The sequence below is a fragment of the Gammaproteobacteria bacterium genome, from assembly GCA_013003425.1.
Classification (GTDB): Bacteria; Pseudomonadota; Gammaproteobacteria; order Steroidobacterales; family JABDKV01; genus JABDJB01.
On record JABDJB010000094.1, the window covers coordinates 45888 to 62876 of the forward strand.

Annotated in this window: 17 protein-coding genes; 15 read left to right on the top strand and 2 right to left on the bottom strand. The window is 59.9% G+C overall.

Features of this window, described 5'->3' with window-relative positions; genetic code table 11:
* Window positions 1–201 precede the first annotated feature (201 nt).
* The 10 genes from HKN06_13120 (at window position 202) to HKN06_13165 (ending at window position 11218) form a co-directional block, all read left to right on the top strand.
* Window positions 202–981, top strand: coding sequence for a hypothetical protein (locus HKN06_13120; protein NNF62252.1), 780 nt, complete (start codon window positions 202–204; stop codon window positions 979–981).
* A 108-nt stretch (window positions 982–1089) separates the two neighbouring features.
* Window positions 1090–1329 (top strand): hypothetical protein, encoded by a 240-nt coding sequence (locus tag HKN06_13125; protein ID NNF62253.1) that lies wholly within the window; start codon window positions 1090–1092, stop codon window positions 1327–1329.
* 55 nt (window positions 1330–1384) lie between these two features.
* Window positions 1385–2311: a COX15/CtaA family protein gene (locus tag HKN06_13130; protein ID NNF62254.1), complete on the top strand. Its 927-nt coding sequence runs from the start codon at window positions 1385–1387 to the stop codon at window positions 2309–2311.
* Window positions 2296–3222: a protoheme IX farnesyltransferase gene (locus tag HKN06_13135; GenBank protein ID NNF62255.1), complete on the top strand. Its 927-nt coding sequence runs from the start codon at window positions 2296–2298 to the stop codon at window positions 3220–3222. The genes HKN06_13130 and HKN06_13135 overlap by 16 nt, the downstream gene beginning before the upstream one ends.
* Window positions 3219–4184 (top strand): hypothetical protein, encoded by a 966-nt coding sequence (locus HKN06_13140; protein NNF62256.1) that lies wholly within the window; start codon window positions 3219–3221, stop codon window positions 4182–4184. Before HKN06_13135 ends, HKN06_13140 begins: the two co-directional genes overlap by 4 nt.
* Window positions 4185–4250: 66 nt before the next feature.
* Window positions 4251–6407: a DNA helicase II gene (gene uvrD, locus HKN06_13145; GenBank protein ID NNF62257.1), complete on the top strand. Its 2157-nt coding sequence runs from the start codon at window positions 4251–4253 to the stop codon at window positions 6405–6407.
* Between the two features lie 33 nt (window positions 6408–6440).
* Complete coding sequence (gene trkA / locus HKN06_13150; GenBank protein ID NNF62258.1) at window positions 6441–7820, top strand: Trk system potassium transporter TrkA; 1380 nt, start codon at window positions 6441–6443, stop codon at window positions 7818–7820.
* Window positions 7820–9271 (top strand): potassium transporter, encoded by a 1452-nt coding sequence (locus tag HKN06_13155; protein ID NNF62259.1) that lies wholly within the window; start codon window positions 7820–7822, stop codon window positions 9269–9271. The genes trkA and HKN06_13155 overlap by 1 nt, the downstream gene beginning before the upstream one ends.
* Before the next feature lie 28 nt (window positions 9272–9299).
* Window positions 9300–9839 (top strand): TRAP transporter small permease subunit, encoded by a 540-nt coding sequence (locus tag HKN06_13160; GenBank protein ID NNF62260.1) that lies wholly within the window; start codon window positions 9300–9302, stop codon window positions 9837–9839.
* Between the two features lie 2 nt (window positions 9840–9841).
* Complete coding sequence (locus tag HKN06_13165; GenBank protein ID NNF62261.1) at window positions 9842–11218, top strand: TRAP transporter large permease subunit; 1377 nt, start codon at window positions 9842–9844, stop codon at window positions 11216–11218.
* Here the strand turns inward: HKN06_13165 and nhaA are convergent.
* Together nhaA and HKN06_13175 are read right to left on the bottom strand one after the other, a co-directional pair.
* Complete coding sequence (gene nhaA / locus HKN06_13170) at window positions 11209–12405, bottom strand: Na+/H+ antiporter NhaA (protein ID NNF62262.1); 1197 nt, start codon at window positions 12403–12405, stop codon at window positions 11209–11211. The two genes, HKN06_13165 and nhaA, sit on opposite strands and share 10 nt — an antisense overlap.
* Before the next feature lie 16 nt (window positions 12406–12421).
* The gene (locus tag HKN06_13175) at window positions 12422–13519 is read right to left on the bottom strand and encodes a TRAP transporter substrate-binding protein (protein NNF62263.1); all 1098 of its coding nucleotides are present in this window, start codon (window positions 13517–13519) and stop codon (window positions 12422–12424) included.
* Window positions 13520–13813: 294 nt separating this feature from the next.
* On the opposite strand from HKN06_13175, the gene HKN06_13180 reads away from it, so the two are divergent.
* The 5 genes from HKN06_13180 to HKN06_13200 all read left to right on the top strand — a co-directional run bounded on the left by HKN06_13180 (window position 13814) and on the right by HKN06_13200 (window position 16708).
* The gene (locus HKN06_13180) at window positions 13814–14260 is read left to right on the top strand and encodes a D-tyrosyl-tRNA(Tyr) deacylase (protein NNF62264.1); all 447 of its coding nucleotides are present in this window, start codon (window positions 13814–13816) and stop codon (window positions 14258–14260) included.
* A 69-nt stretch (window positions 14261–14329) separates the two neighbouring features.
* On the top strand, window positions 14330–14551 hold the full coding sequence (locus HKN06_13185; protein ID NNF62265.1) for a Sec-independent protein translocase subunit TatA: 222 nt from the start codon (window positions 14330–14332) through the stop codon (window positions 14549–14551).
* Between the two features lie 11 nt (window positions 14552–14562).
* Window positions 14563–14811, top strand: a complete 249-nt coding sequence (tatB, locus tag HKN06_13190) for a twin-arginine translocase subunit TatB (protein NNF62266.1) — start codon at window positions 14563–14565, stop codon at window positions 14809–14811.
* The gene (gene tatC, locus HKN06_13195) at window positions 14811–15593 is read left to right on the top strand and encodes a twin-arginine translocase subunit TatC (GenBank protein ID NNF62267.1); all 783 of its coding nucleotides are present in this window, start codon (window positions 14811–14813) and stop codon (window positions 15591–15593) included. Before tatB ends, tatC begins: the two co-directional genes overlap by 1 nt.
* Window positions 15590–16708, top strand: a complete 1119-nt coding sequence (locus tag HKN06_13200; protein NNF62268.1) for a hypothetical protein — start codon at window positions 15590–15592, stop codon at window positions 16706–16708. Before tatC ends, HKN06_13200 begins: the two co-directional genes overlap by 4 nt.
* The last annotated feature ends 281 nt before the right edge of the window (window positions 16709–16989 follow it).

Here is a 16989-nt window from a genome sequence, read left to right on the forward strand (position 1 = left end):
ACACTGCATGCGCTGGTTGAGCAGAGACCGGTACCGCGAATAGCGAAGCGCAAGTCTGCTGACGTGAGGCCCACAGGGCGGCGAAAGCTGCGGCGTGGGCCTTACTGTTTTCAGGCGCGGCACAACTGCACACAGATCGTGGAGACCCACAGGGCGGCGCAAGCTGCGGCGTAGGGTCTTTTTTTTTTGGGAGAAGGGAAAGTGAAGAGACTGGAACGGGTGCTTGGAATTACTGTAGCGGCTGCAGCGCTGATGCTGGCCGGGCCGGCAGCGCATGCCAAGAAAGACAAAAAAGCCGGACCGAAGGTCGGGCAGACAGAGCGAGTCATTATCGACGACAGTCAGTGCTGGCCCGAAGTGGGCGCGTTATTCGACCAGGAAAGCAACACTGTCAGTGTCGAATCTGCCAAGGATCTGTCCAACGTCGTTCTGCTGTTCGCCGACGGCACCACGCAGCGTTACGAAGGCCTCCACGGGCACGACGCTGTCTTCGCCGGCAGCGGTGAAAACACGGGTAAGGCATTGACCGGCGTGTGGATCAAGTCAGGTTGTAACCACAGCGGCGATGGCCCTGGCTATGGTCAATTTGTCGAGAATGCGACGAACATTACCGAGCTGCCGGTAATCAGCATCGGCGATGTGCCCGGAATCATTGAGCCACGGTTGTCGGAGATCGTCGAGGTGCTATTCGAGGTCTCATTGTCAGAGATGGTGCCGCTGGGCGGTGAGCCCGTAACCGTCAGCTATGTTTCGCGCGACGGCACCGCCACTGCTGGTATGGACTACATCCCGGTTGAGGGCGTGCTGGTTTTCGAGCCGGGTCAGATTACCGCGACCATCTCTGTCATAGTGTTTGATGACTACCGGATTGAGGCGTTCGAAGAGCTGTTCTACATTGATCTCAGCAGCCCGCAGAACGCCCTGCTGGCAAATCCGACCGGTACGGGGACGATCCTGGACGACGATCGCGACGATTTCTAAGTAATAGATACAAAGTACAGGAACCGGGTCGGCCCCAATGGCCGGCCCGGTTTTTTTATTTCTGCCGGCCCTGATGCCGTACAATAGTCCGCTGGAAGCGGGGGCGTAATGAGAAGAATCAGTGAGATTCCGAAGTGGACCCTGGCGCTGAATAGCGTAGGTACGCTGGCGCTGGGTCTGGGCGTTTACGCGATGTTTGTCGACGGCGCGCTGCTGGTGGCCGGGCTGGATCTGCGCGATTTTGCCTGGTGGCTGATTATTGGCGGGATCCTGCTGATGCTGCCGCTGCTCAGGGCGCTGTTCGGCAACAGGGACAACAACAACTTGATGCGAGGCTACCGTGGCTGAAACCTGGTTTCATCGTCTGGCGCTGCTGGGCACGATCGTGACGCTGGTAATTGTGATGTCAGGGGCCTGGGTGCGTCTCACTGACGCTGGTCTGGGCTGCCCTGACTGGCCGGGCTGCTACGGCCGGCTGACCCCGCCGGTCACAGCGCAGGATATTGCAGCGAGCAACGAAGCGTTTCCCGGCGCGCCGGTCGACACCGGCAAAGCATGGCGCGAAATGGCGCATCGCTATGCCATTCCATTGCTCGGTCTGATCGTGATTTCGCTTGCCGCCATCGCCATTACAACCCGGCGTGACCCGCTGATGCCATTCTGGGCGCCATTGCTGCTGGTGCCGTTGCTGGGGTTGCAGGCGATTCTCGGTATGTTGACCGTGACGCTGCAGCTCAAACCAATCGTAGTGCTGGCACATCTGTTGGGCGGCATGACAACGCTGGCGTTGCTGGGGTGGATGATGCTGCTGACACGGCCGCGGCCGCCACGACTGCTGCCTGCCGATAGCGGTTTTCGTGGCGTGGCACTGCTGGCGCTGCTGGTGATCTTTGCGCAGGTAGCGCTGGGTGGCTGGACCAGCGCCAACTATGCTGCGGTAGCCTGCCCGGATTTTCCCACCTGCCAGACGCAATGGTGGCCGCCGGCTGATTTTGCTTCCGGTTTTGTTCCCTGGCGCGGCCTCGGGGCAGCAGGTGATGCCGATTCCACTGCACGCACGGCGATTCACCTGGGTCACCGGCTTGGTGCGCTGGTAACTTTGCTTGTTGCCGGCGGTATCGCGCTCGCCGCGGCGCTGCGTGGCCGCGACCGCGCAACGCGCTGGTCCGGGGCGGCGATACTGCTGCTGCTCTTCGGCCAGGTGGCGCTGGGAATAACCATTGTGCTCAAGGGCTTGCCGCTGGCAGGAGCGGTTGCCCATAACGGCATGGCAGCCTTGCTGGTACTGGCCGCAGTGAGCCTGAATCACGCTGCATGGCGCCAGGCCTGAACCGTTATCCAGAGACCGTGACAGCAATAACCGCCAGTCGACACTTCCAGGACTACCTTGCGTTGTGCAAACCGCGCGTGGTGTCGATGATCGTTTTTACCGCCATGGTAGGGATGTTGTTGTCGACGCCAGGGCTGGTTTCATTACAGGCCTTCGTTTTCGGTTCCATCGGCATAGGACTGGCAGCGGCATCCGCAGCAGCAATCAATCATGTGCTCGATCGGCGTATCGACGAACGGATGCGCCGTACTCGCCGCCGGCCACTGCCGCAAGGGGCACTGAACGAAAAGCAGGCGCTGAGTTTTGCCATGCTACTCGGCTTGCTCGCGATGATACTGCTGGTTTGGCTGGTCAATCCGCTAACTGCATTGCTTACATTCGCATCACTTATCGGCTACGCGGTTATTTACACCGCGTTTCTCAAGCACGCTACGCCACAAAATATAGTCATTGGCGGTGCCGCAGGGGCCGCACCGCCGGTGCTCGGCTGGACAGCGGTTACCGGCCAGATCGACCCGCATTCGTTGCTGCTTTTTCTGATCATATTTACCTGGACACCACCGCACTTCTGGGCGCTGGCAATCTCGCGCCGCGAGGAATATTCCAACGCCGGCGTGCCGATGCTGCCGGTGACGCACGGCGAGGCATTTACCCGTCTGCACATTCTGCTCTACACGCTGTTGCTGGTTCTGGTCAGCCTGTTGCCATACCTCACCGGTATGAGTGGCCTTGTGTATCTGGCTGGCACGGTAATTCTCGATGCCGGCTTTCTCTATTACGCTATTGCTTTGAAGTTCCGCCCTCGGGTCGAGCTGCCGATGCAGACTTTTGCTTACTCTCTTACCTACCTTGCCGGTATTTTCCTGCTGCTGCTCGGCGATCACTACGTGCAGCTTGTATTGCCGGCATGAAGGCCACGACATTTGTCCTGCTCGCAGCCGCCGCAGCCGTTGTGGTGCTGGTGGTCTATGCGCTGCGGGAGCCGGCGCCATCATCAGTGCCTGCAGCCAGTCCGCCGCCATTACCGTCACGGGCTGTGGATGAATCGCCGCCGCCGGTGGCGGATATCGAGCCAGTTGCCGAGCCAGAGCCCGAGGGAGTCGACGAGGCGCTCCCGGAGATAGTGAGCGGCGCGGAACTCAATGCGTTGTTACAGCAATACGGCATCGGCCGGCTGGAGGGGCAGTGGCGCGAGTGGGCGATGAGTCGCGGCTTCCCGGTTCCGGCAGGCAGCGACGGCTATGCCTATGAGCAGCCTTACGACCAGTACGATGACGAAACGCTGCGCGGCCTGGCCGATAACGGCGATATGTGGGCGCAACAGATGCTGGCAAAACGTATCTCCCGCACCAACCCTGCCGAAGCCATCGAATTGTATCGCGAGGCAGCAATCCGTGGCTCGGTTTATGCGATGAGTGAGATGGCAAACCTGTTCGCCCGGATATCGGACAAGCGGCGCGAGGTGGAATTCAAGTCGCAGGACCTGGCGCTGGAGCAGGTATACGCCATGCGCGATGCGCCTGTCTCACCGGAGGTCTCCGGCTACGCATGGACCGCAGTGGCAGCAATGGCTGGTACCGAACCGATGTTTGGAAATATCGCCGCGACGCAGCTGTCGCGGCAGCTCAGCGACGAGCAAAAGGACGAAGCGTGTTCGATAGCAAGCGGCATGTACGATGAAATACGGCAGCGCCGGCAGGCGCTCGGGCTGGGTGACTATGACCGCAGCCCACCGCCAATCGTGTACTGGGATCAGGCTGCCACCGAGGTGTGCCCGGGCCAGGCGCCAAGCCTCGACCTTTCGGGGTGTCGGGAGATGCAGATTGAAGAAGATGGCGACAACAGCTCGGTCTGGCTGTGTGGCGACGAATAGAAATGTTGGCTGGTCGCGAAACAATTGCGCCTTAAAGCTTCCGGGCCGCAAGATTAAGCTAGCCTGATGGACGTCACTCCCATACTGGGTAACCTCAACGACTCGCAACGCGAGGCTGTTACCTCGCCCGAATCACCGGTGCTGGTGCTGGCTGGTGCCGGCAGTGGCAAGACCCGCGTGTTGACGCATCGGATCGCCTGGCTGGTGGGTGTCGAAGACGTTTCCTGTCACAGCATTCTCGCGGTAACTTTTACCAACAAGGCCGCCGCGGAAATGCGTGGTCGCATTGAGTCGCTGCTCGAGGTGCCAACTGCCAATTTGTGGGTCGGCACGTTCCATGGGCTCGCCCACCGGCTGTTGCGGCGTCACTGGCAGGAGTCCGGTCTGCCGCAGAATTTTCAGATCATCGACGCCGATGACCAGCTGCGGGTGCTCCGGCGGCTGATACGCGAGCTGGAGCTCGACGAAACCCGCTGGGTGCCCAAGGACGTGCGCAGCTTTATCAATAGTAATAAAGACGAAGGCCTGCGCCCTGCTGACCTGGATGCCGAAGACGACCCAACCCGCCGCCAGCTGGTGCATCTCTACGACATTTACCAGCGGCATTGTGACAAGGCCGGCCTGGTCGATTTTGCCGAGCTGTTGTTGCGCGCCTATGAGTTGTGGCGCGATAACGACGAGCTGCTGGAGCATTATCGCAGGCGTTTTCGCTACGTACTGGTCGACGAGTTCCAGGACACCAATGTCATCCAGTACCGCTGGCTGAGATTGCTGGCCGGAGCCGATGGCGTGCCGTTTGTCGTCGGCGACGACGACCAGTCAATTTACCGCTGGCGCGGCGCCCGTATTGAACACCTGCATCAGTTCCAGAGGGACTTCCCCGCGACCCGGCTGGTCCGGCTGGAGCAGAATTACCGATCCACCGGGTCGATCCTCGGCGCTGCAAATGCTCTTATCGCCAACAATACTTCGCGTCTCGGCAAAAACCTATGGACGGACGGCGAAGATGGCGAGCCGATACGTATATATTCCGGCTTCAATGAACGGGATGAGGCGCAGTTTGTAGTCAGCAAGATCAAGGACTGGTTCGAGCAGGGTGGGGCACGCGCGGAAACCGCGGTGTTGTACCGCTCCAATGCCCAGTCGCGTGTTTTTGAAGAAGCGCTGATCAATTCTGCCGTTCCCTACCGTGTCTATGGCGGCCTGCGCTTTTTCGAGCGCGCCGAAATCAAGGACGCGCTCGCCTACCTGCGCCTGCTGGTCAACCGCAGCGACGATCCGTCGTTCGAAAGAGTGGTCAACCAGCCGACGCGCGGTATCGGCGCCCGCTCGCTGGAAGTTATCCGCGAGTATGCGCAGGCTAATGCAACGTCAATGTGGCAGGCAGGTGGCGCGGCGATAGAAAACGGCATAAAGGGGCGTGCCGGCAAGAGCCTGTTTGAATTCATGCGGCTGATCGAAGAGCTCGATCATCAGACGCGCGATCTGGAGCTGCACGAGCGCGTCGATATAGTGATCAACCGCAGCGGCCTGATAGCGCACTATGGCAAGGAGCCCGGTGAGAAGGGTCGCGCGCGCGTGGAAAACCTCGAGGAACTGGTCAGTGCGGCGCGCGGGTTCCTGCCGGATGAGCAGCTGGACATGCCGGCTCTCGATGCGTTCCTTGCGCATGCTGCGCTGGAGGCCGGCGATGATCAGGGCGACCCGTGGGAAGACTGCGTGCAGCTGATGACGCTGCACTCGGCCAAAGGGCTGGAGTTTCCGCTGGTATTTCTGTCCGGAATGGAGGACGGCCTGTTCCCTCACCGGTTATCAACCGGCGACAGCAAGGCGCTCGAGGAAGAGCGACGGTTGTGCTACGTCGGCATCACCCGGGCGATGAAGCAGCTGTATATGACCTATGCGGAGCAACGCCGGCTGCACGGTATGGATACCTATGGCATGCCGTCGCGTTTCATCAGCGAGCTGCCGCAGGAGCTCGTGGAAGAGGTACGGCCGCGGGTGCAGGTATCCAGGCCGGTGTACCGCCCGCAACGTGGGGCGCCCGCCGCGGAGGCGCCTGCGGGCATGCGGCTGGGGCAACGGGTGCGGCATGGCAAGTTTGGTGAAGGCGTCGTGCTCAATTACGAGGGCGACGGGGCGCATGCGCGGCTGCAGGTCAACTTTGAACAGGCCGGCACCAAGTGGCTGGTCATGGCCTACGCGAACCTGGAAGTGTTGTAGAATCGGCGCGCCTTCGCGTTAACGGCAGGACGCATGAAAATCATTATTCTCGGGGCAGGTCAGGTCGGTTCGACTGTTGCCTATCACCTGGCCCGCGAGGAAGCCAACGAAGTCACCATTGTCGATATCGACGCGGTGCACCTGCGTGAGCTGCAGGATCGTCTGGACCTGCGCACCGTGCAGGGGCGCGCCTCGCATCCCGCCGTGCTGCGGGCAGCCGGCGCCGGCGATGCTGACATGATCATTGCCCTGACCGATAGCGACGAAACCAATATGGTCGCCTGCCAGGTTGCCTATACCCTGTTCCATACGCCCACAAAGATCGCCCGCGTTCGCGCTGCCGAATACATGGTCGAGCAGCAAAAACTGTTTGCGCAGGAAGCGATGCCGGTCGATTACATCATCAGCCCGGAAAAACTCGTCACCCGTCATATAAAGCGACTGATCCAGTATCCCGGTGCACTGCAGGTGCTGGAGTTCGCCGACGGCAAGGTGCGTCTGGTTGCCGTGCGTACCCACAAGGAGGGGCTGCTGGTCGGGCACCAGCTGTCAGAGCTCAAGGAGCATATTCCCAATGTGGAAACACGCGTGGTTGCCATCTATCGCGGCGACCGCAGCATCCTGCCCGATGGCAAAACTGTAATCCAGGAAGACGACGAGATTTTCTTTATCGCCGCGCGCAAGGATATTCGCGTGGTGATGTCCGAGCTGCGTAAGCTGGAACACCCGGTGCGCAGTGTGGTTATCGCCGGAGGCGGTAATATCGGGCTGAACCTGGCGCGTGAACTCGAGCGCACCAACCAGGTGAAGCTGATCGAGCGCGATCGTGATCGTGCGCGTGAAATTTCCGAGCAACTTGATCGCACTATTGTGCTGCATGGCGATGCGGCCGATGAAGAGTTGCTCACCGAGGAGAATATCGACGTCTGTGATGTATTTTGTTCTGTGACCAATGCGGACGAGGCCAACATACTTTCAGCAATGCTGGCCAAGCGGCTCGGTGCGCGCAAGGTGATGGCGCTGATCAACAGGCCGTCCTACGCAGCACTGGTTGAGGCCGGCACTATTGATATAGCGATCTCGCCACAACAGATTACGCTTGGCTCGCTGCTGGCCCACGTACGACGCGGTGATGTCGCCAAGGTGCATTCCCTGCGTCGTGGTGGTGCCGAAGCTATCGAGGCCATTGCGCACGGCAAAAAAGGCCATTCCAGGGTGGTTGGACGCGCTGTGGAAGACATCGCGCTACCGGCCGGCACCAGCATCAGCGCGCTGGTGCGCGGTGACGAAGTGGTTATTGCTCATCACGATACCGTGATCGAGGAAGACGATCACGTCATCCTGTTTATGTCCGACCGGCGCAAGATCGAAGAAGTGGAAAAACTCTTTCAGGTCGACGTCACTTTCATCTGATGTCTATCCGCGTCATACAGCGCATCATCGGACTGTTGCTGATGATATTCAGCATCACCATGTTGCCGGCTATGGCGGTGTCGTTGTTCTACGCTGATGGCGAGCACCTGGCATTCCTCGGCGGCTTTGGCGTGACCGCCCTGGCAGGAATCGTGCTGTGGTTTCCGGTCCGCAAGGTTGACGATGAGCTGCGCCTGCGCGACGGCTTCCTGGTGGTGGCCGGTTTCTGGGTCGTGCTGGGACTGTTCGGGGCGGCGCCGTTGCTGCTGGCCGAGCAGCTGGAAATGAAACCGATCGATGCGGTGTTCGAGTCGATGTCCGGACTTACCACCACCGGCGCGACAGTACTCACCGGGCTCGATGCGCTGCCCAGGTCGATACTTTACTACCGCCAGCAACTGCAGTGGCTGGGCGGAATGGGCATTATCGTGCTGGCGGTTGCCGTGCTGCCAATGCTCGGCGTAGGCGGCATGCAGCTGTACCGGGCAGAGACTCCCGGCCCGGTAAAGGATACCAAGCTGACACCACGTATCACCGAGACCGCCAAGGCGCTTTGGTATATCTATGTCGGAATTACCATTGTCTGTGTACTGGCGTACATGGCAGCTGGTATGGACCTGTTCGACGCGATAGGCCACGGGTTCAGCACAGTTGCGATCGGTGGTTTTTCGACGCATGACGCCAGTATTGGCCATTTCGAAAGTCCGCTGATCGAGATGACTGCTGTCGTTTTCATGTTCATTGCGGGCATCAACTTTTCACTGCACTTTCTCGCCTGGCGTACTGCAACTCTGGGAAACTATCTGCGTGACCCGGAGTTTCGCGCTTTTGTAACGGTGCTGGGAACGCTGACTTTCATGGTGACTATCTACCTGGTTGTCACCGGCCACTACCCGACGGTGACCGAAGCTTTCACCAAGGCGATTTTCCAGGCGGTATCGATTGGCACGACAACCGGTTTCACCACTGCTGATTATTCAGTCTGGCCGGGCTCGTTGCCGGTGGCGCTGATTCTGGCGAGTTTTATCGGCGGCTGTGCGGGCTCGACCGGCGGTGGCATGAAGGTGGTGCGCTGGTTGTTGATTTACAAGCAGGGCGTGCGCGAAGTTCGTCAACTGGTTCATCCCAGCGCGCAGATCCCGGTCAAAATCGGTTCCAAAGCGGTGCCGGAGCGGGTGATAGGCGCGGTCTGGGGCTTTTTCGCCGTCTATATCATCCTGTTCGGCGTAATGATGCTGATGCTCCTGGCCACCGGGCTGGACCAAGTAACCGCATTTTCCGCGGTAGCCGCGGCGCTGAACAATCTCGGGCCGGGCCTGGGTGACGTGTCCGGCAACTTCGCATCCATCAGCACCTTTGCAAAAGCCGTATCGATTGCCGCAATGCTGCTCGGCCGGCTGGAAATCTTTACGCTTTTCGTGTTGTTCACACCTACTTTCTGGCAGCGGTGAATGCAAGCACCGGTTTGACCGCCATCGTATGTTGAGCCTTGCTGACAGACTGGACGCGATCAACCGGATGATCGGCCGCAGCGCAGCCTGGCTAACGCTCTTTATGGTGCTGCTCACGGTTGTTGTCGTGGTGCTGCGCTATTTTTTCGACTTCGGTCGTATCTGGATGCAGGAGCTGGTCACCTGGTCGCACGCGGCGGTGTTCCTGCTGGGCGCTGCTTATACGCTCGGTTGTAACGAGCACGTTCGCGTCGATATTTTTTATCGCAAGGCAAGCCCGCGCATACGGGCGGGCGTTGATATTGCCGGCACACTGCTGCTGCTGTTTCCGGTGTGCGGCCTGCTGTTGTATACCGGCAGCGGCTACGCGATGAAATCCTGGCGCCTGGCAGAAAACTCCCCGGAGACCGGCGGGCTGCCTTTCCCTTTCATCCCGATTGCCAAGAGCCTGCTGCTGGCGATGATAGTGCTGCTGGTCAGCCAGGGAATCGTAATCCTGCTACGCAATTTCCATGCCCTGCGTAGCGGCCGGTTTCCGCCCGAACGAAGCGCCGGGGACGTGCTGTAATCATGTTGGCGTTGTTACTGTTTCTCGCAGTTGTGCTTGTCCTCCTGGCCGGTTATCCCGTGGCATTCAGCCTGGCCGGCACGGCGCTGGCCTTTGCGGCCGTTGGCGCAATGAGTGGCTCTTTCGACCCGACGTTTCTCAGCGTGATGCCAAACCGGATTTACGGCAGCGTGATGACAAACGATATCCTGGTCGCGGTGCCGCTGTTTGTATTCATGGGAGTGATGCTCGAGCGCGCACGCATTGCCGAGAGTCTGCTCGATACGTTGGGGCTGCTGTTCGGCCGGGTGCGTGGCGGGCTCGGTGTCGGCGTGCTGCTGGTTGGCGTGCTGCTGGCCGCCAGCACCGGTATTGTTGGCGCGACAGTGGTAACTATGGGCCTTTTATCTCTGCCAACGATGCTCAGGCGTGGCTACGACGCCAGGGTGGCAACCGGCGTGATTTGTGCATCCGGCACCCTTGGCCAGATTATTCCGCCTTCCATCGTGCTGGTGCTGCTTGGCGACGTGCTGTCGTCCGCCTATCAGCAGGCGCAAATCGATCTTGGGGTGTTTTCGCCAAAAACAGTTTCTGTGGGCGATCTTTTTATCGGAGCGTTGCTGCCCGGGCTGATGCTGGTCGGTTTTTACGCCGCCTATATCCTGCTCACAGCCGCGCTCAGGCCACAGACAATGCCCGCAATTAGCCCGAAAGCCGGTGCGTTGACGGCTGGTCAGCTCGCCGTGCGAGTGGTCAAAGTGCTGTTGCCTCCGGTCGTGCTGATTATTGCGGTTCTCGGTTCCATCATCGGCGGGCTGGCGACGCCAACAGAAGCGGCTGCAGTCGGCGCATTTGGTGCGCTGGTCATCGCGCTTGCCCGACGCGAGCTGGATATGGCGAGGCTGCGTGACGTAATGCGTACAACCACGCGTGTCAGCAGCATGGTCTTTCTGATTCTCATCGGTGCTTCGGTATTTTCCCTCGTGTTCCGGGGCTTTGGTGGCGACGAAACGGTGCATGCGTTACTCACCGACTTGCCGGGCGGCACAGCCGGGGCGGTGATAGCCGTAATGCTGATGATGTTCGTGCTTGGTTTCGTGCTCGACTTTATCGAGATTACTTTTGTGGTTGTGCCGATTGTTGGCCCCGCATTGCTGGCGATGGGTCTCGACCCGGTGTGGCTCGGGGTGATGATTGCGATCAACCTGCAGACATCCTTCCTGACGCCGCCATTTGGTTTTGCTCTGTTCTATCTGCGTGGCGTGGCGCCGGCCGAGGTGCAGACCACCGATATTTATCGAGGGGTGATGCCCTTCGTCGCGATTCAGCTGGTCGCGCTGGCCATTCTGGCTGCATGGCCCCAGCTGGCGACCTGGTTACCCGGAGTCGTTTACGGCTGATTTTGTCTGGGCGGCAGGCTGAAATGCAGCACGACAAACGCAGCAAGCGCGGCAATCATTGACCCGACCAGAATGCCGAGCCGGTCGCCACTGAAGTAGTCACCACTGCCATGCTCGAATGCCAGTCCGGCGATAAACAGGCTCATCGTAAAGCCAATGCCGCAGGCAAACGAGGCGCCAAGCAGCTGCAGCCAGCTGACATTGTCAGGCAGTTTCGCCAGTCGCAGCGCGATGGCCAACCCTGCCATCAGCATGATTCCAACGGGCTTGCCGATTACCAGTCCGGTAATAACACCAAGCGTGACAGGGTGTGCCAGGTCGGCCAGCGAAAGTCCCGCCAGCGACAGGCCGGCGTTGGCGAAAGCAAAAATTGGCAGTATCGCGAAGGCAACGGTGCTGTGCAGGTCATCCTCCAGCTCACGCAACGGGGAGCGGCCCTGCGCATCGCGCATGGGAATACAAAACGCAATGAGCACACCAGCCAGCGTCGCGTGTACGCCAGACTTCAATACCGCGACCCATAGCACGATTGCGACCAGCACATAGGCGGAAACCCGCGTCACGCCGGCCCGGTTCATGGTGATTGCCAAAATCAGCGCCACCGCGGCGGTCGCCAGTGCTGTCAGCGATAGATCACCGGAATAAAATATAGCGATGATCACGATAGCGGCGAGGTCATCGAAAATCGCCAGCGTCAGCAGGAACACTTTGAGCGCAGTTGGAACCCGGCTGCCAAAAACCCCAAGCAAGGCCAGCGCAAAAGCGATGTCGGTTGCCACCGGTACCGCCCAGCCATCGAGAGCAACCGGGTCGCCCCAGTTGAGCCACGCGTAGATGGCGGCCGGCACGGCCATGCCCCCAAAGGCGCCCGCTGCCGGCAATACAATCTGAGATGGCGTCGACAATTCTCCTTCCATGATCTCGCGTTTGACCTCGAGTCCGATGAGAAAGAAGAAAATGGCCATCAGCCCATCGTTGATCCACAACAGCAGCGGCTTGTCGATCTCCAGAGCGCCAACCTGCACCGCGATGGTTGTATCCAGTAAAGCGTTGTAAAGCGACGCGAATGGCGAGTTGGCGACGAGCATGGCAACGACTGCGGCCGCCAGCAGCAACAGTCCGGCGGCTGACTCGAGCCGCAAAAATTCGAGTGCGGCGCTAACAACTTCCTGCGCCGGTTTGGTTATCTTTTCTATTGGTGTGTCAGCCACTTAAGTAATACGCCTTTTCAGAAATATCGTGCCACGCCGAGACTTGTCGCTGAAAAGCGCGGTAGTGACGGTAGACGCGCTCGAACAGCTCATCACCGGCAGCGATTTCCCGCAGGATTTCTTCGGACAGCTGGCGCAGCCGTGCCAGCACGTCGGGCGGAAACGGCCGTAGCTGCACGTTGTGCTCATTTTTCAGCGTCTCGAGCGCAATGTGATTGCGTGCGGTGTATTCGGCAAGCATGTTTTGTGCCGCGGCATCACACGCACGCATCACCATCGTCTGCAGTTCTGCCGGCAGTTCGTTGTAGGCATCGCGGTTGATGATGCACTCGAGCACGGTGTTTGGTTCGTGCCAGCCCGGGTAGTAATAGTATTTGCCAACCTGGTGCAGGCCGAAGGCCAGATCGTTGTACGGGCCAGTCCACTCGGTGGCGTCAATATTGCCGGTCTGCAGCGCAGTGAAAATTTCCGAGCCGGGCAGGCTCACCGGGGTGCCGCCCGCGCGTTTCAGTACCTCGCCGCCGAGACCCGGGATACGCATTTTCAGGCCGCGCAGGTCATCAACGCTGTTAATTTCCTTGTTGAACCAGCCCCCCATTTGCACGCCCGTGTGACCGGCAGGGGCCGGGATGATGTTGAATGGTTCGTAAACTTCACGCCACAGTTCAAGCGCGCCGCCGTGCAACAGCCAGGCCGTCAGCTCCTGGGCATTCATGCCGAACGGAACGGCAGAAAACAGCTGAGCGGCAGCGCTCTTGCCCTTCCAGTAATACGATGCGCTGTGACCGAGCTGTGCCGTGCCCTGGCTCACCGCATCGAAGGCCTCGAATGCCGGTACCAGCTCGCCAGCTGCGTATATTTTTACCTTGATGCGCCCGGCGCTCATTTGTTCGATTGCATTGGCGAGGTACACAGCGCCGGTACCCAGTCCGGGAAAGTTTGGCGGCCAGGTTGTGACCATCTTCCAGCTGAAGGTCTTTCCCGCAGCGCCGTCCATCGCGATGCCGGTTTCACACGGCTGCGTACACCCCGGCAACCCGGCGGCCACGGCACCTGCTCCCAGGCCAGTCAGAAAATCTCGACGTCGCATGTAGTCCTCACAGCCACCAGGGTGAGCAGCTATTCTGGCACGCGGCCTGCACGCAATAAAAAACCCCGGCCCAATCGGGCCGGGGTTGAAGTACGTCCTTGCAGGTGTGATCGAGTGTCCTGATGGGATGGCTGGTGTGGCCATCCCATGTGCTCCCGTCCTTTTGGAGCACCATTTAAGGATACACAGGCTGATGACCGCAGGATGTCGGCAGCCCGGCCCGTGGCCGTCAGCGAATTTCCGCCAGCAATGTAGGCAAAATCCTACAGGGTCGGGTCGGGTTATGCTTCTGAGATGATCGCGTTGCTACAGCGGGTGGGGCAGGCAGAGGTCCGGGTCGGTGATCGGACGGTTGCAGCCATCGGCACCGGGCTGCTCGTGCTGGCCGCAGTCGAGCGCGGTGACACGTCGCAGCAGGCCCGGCGCCTGGCCGAGCGGATCTGCGGGTACCGTGTTTTTCCCGACGGTACCGGCCGCATGAATCTCAGTGTGATCGAGCACGGTGGTGAGGTCCTGCTGGTGCCCCAGTTCACCCTGGCCGCCGATACCCGCAAGGGGATGCGCGCTTCCTTTGCCACTGCCGCAGAACCTGAAGTGGGCCAGGCCCTGTTTGCAGAACTCGCTGCGGCAGTTAACAGCCGTGCCGGCAAGGTCGCTCTGGGTGAATTCGGTGCCGATATGGCCGTTTCACTGGTAAATGAGGGACCGGTGACCTTCTGGTTGCACGCCCCGCCACCTTGATGCGCTTCACACAAGCGTCCCGGGGCCACTGGTATACTCGGTTTATCGAGGCATACGGCGAGGCTCGAAATGGGTCTGGGTAACATAAGCATCTGGCAGCTGGCAATCGTGCTGCTGATCGTTGTGCTGATTTTTGGCACCAAGAAGCTGCGCGTGATGGGATCCGATCTTGGCGGCGCCCTGCGGGGCTTTCGCAAGGCGATGAATGAGGGCGAGTCCGAACAGCTCACCGACGATTCCGGGGCGTCCGATTCGGTACAGCAGTCGCGCGACCAGGTCGACTCTCGCTAGTAATCTGATCCATGTTCGACGCGGGCTTCCAGGAGTTCTTTCTGATTTTCGTGATCGGGCTGGTCGTGCTCGGCCCGAAACGCCTGCCGCGGGTGGTACACGCCGCCGGCATCTGGCTGGGACGTGCCAGAGGGGCGATGACGAAGCTGCAGCGTGAAATCAACCGTGAAATGATGATCGAGGACAGAGCGGAAGCCGTGGCACAACGACGTGCCGCTGCCGAGAAAGAATCCGCCGCAGCATCACCCGGAGAGGAGTGATGCCCGAGCCGGAAGATCAGCACGGCGTCGATAACGGATCGACCCTGATTTCGCACCTGGTCGAATTGCGCGGCCGCCTGTTGCGCATGATTGTAGTTGTGCTTGTCATATTTTTTGCTCTCAGCCCGTTTGCCAACAAGATTTTTACGCTGATAGCCGGTCCGCTGCTGGCACAAATGCCGGATGGCGGCACCATGATTGCGACGCGGGTGATCTCGCCTTTTCTGACACCATTTAAATTAACCCTGATGGTCGCGGTGTTCGTCGCAATGCCGTATATCCTGCACCAGGCATGGGCCTTTGTGGCCCCGGGTCTGTATGCCCGCGAAAAACGCCTGGTTATGCCATTGCTGGTAACCAGCGTAGGCCTGTTCTATGCCGGTGCGGCATTTGCCTACTATGTTGTGTTTCCGATCGTGTTCGGGTTCATGCAGGCGGTGGCGCCGGCCGGTGTTGCTGTGATGCCGGACATTACCGAATACCTCGATTTCGTGATGGTGATGTTCTTTGCTTTCGGTATGGCCTTCGAAGTACCGGTCGCCACGGTACTGCTGGTCTGGTCCGGCTTTACCACGCCGGCGCAGCTTGGCAGCAAGCGGGCCTACGTACTGCTTGGCGCGTTTATCATCGGTATGTTTCTGACGCCACCAGACGTGATTTCGCAGACCCTGCTGGCGGTGCCTGTCTACGCGTTATACGAAATAGGCATCGTGATGGCGCGGATCATGGTGCCGGGGCATCGTGAGGTTGAGGCGCAGCGTAATGGGGCGACCGGGCAATGAAGCGATCGCTGGCAGTTTTGCTGTTGTTTATCGCCGTTTCTGCGCCGGCGCAGCAGGTCGCGTCCACCGGGCTGGTACGGATGGCGCCGGATGGCGAATACATTGCGGCAACAGTTGAGCTGGAGCAGTTTCCCGGTGTGCGCAACCTCGTAACCATGCAGCTGGCGGATGGTTCGGCGCAGGCAGTAACCGGATTTGCCGATTCGCATGTCAGTTCATTCTTCTGGGCCAACGACGACCGGCTTGTTTTCAGCGTTGAGAAATCAGATGACAATGGCAACGGCATCTACCTCGGCAGCTACACAATATTGCGTGATGGCAGTGGGGGACTGAAGCTGCAGGAGCGATTACGCCGGCGCGCTGCCGGAAAGCTCAGCACAGGCTCGCCGCCGTCGCTGCTACACCGGCTGCCAACCAACTGGAACAGCGTGCTCATCTCCCGCACTGAGCCAACGGCCGTATTGCCGGAGGTATTTCAGCTGGATGCGGCAACCGGGCGCATGCGCCGCGTTGTAGGCAGTCAATACAGCATCACGGAGTGGATTGCTGACAACCAGGGGGCCGTACGTGCTGCAGTCGACCGCGGCGCAGATGTGCTCGATGGCAGCAACCGGCTGCTTTATCGGGACTCGGCTGACGATGAGTGGCGCAAGCTGCTCGACTTCAGCGACGAGCGGATGGAAGTACTGGGCTTTCATGCCGACAATCGTCGCCTGATCGTGCTGGCGCGCGGTGAGCTTGGTGGCAAGGCCCTGCACTATCTCAATCCGACCGGCGAGCTGGGTGAGCGCCTGCTGTCTGATTCAGACTTCGACCTCGCCAACCGGGATGGTGCCGCAGGCCTGGTGCAGACTGCGCGTGGCGACATCATGTATTACCAGTATTTTGCTGACACGGTGCGCACGATCTATTTTGACAGTCGCTGGGAGTCACGCCAGCAGGTCATCGACGAAGCGTTGAGCGGCAGTGTCAATACGATAATCGACTGGAGTGACGACGAGCGTCAGGCGCTGGTCACCGCTGTTGCGCCGGACGGCAGCGTCGACTATTACCTGTTCGATACCACCTTCCGCGAGCTGAAATTCCTTCAGCCGCCCGGCGCCTGGATTCGCTGACTTCCTCCTGCCTGCACGAGCGGCTTTAGCCGCGAAGCCGGGACAGGCTCATGCGGCAATTAACCGGGTTGCGGGATTATCCTCAGCATGGTTAACACGCGGGATTATGCGGGGCGCGCGTTATCCGGTCAGTAGCGGTTGAGCTACATCGGCCATGGCGAGGTGAGCTCCAACCGCAGTTGTAGTACCAGCCAGTTCGCGCCTGGGCGCTCCTACACGCGGTGTTGCACCCGACGCGGGATTTCCTCGTGCCTGTAGGAGCGGCTTCAGTCGCGAACATC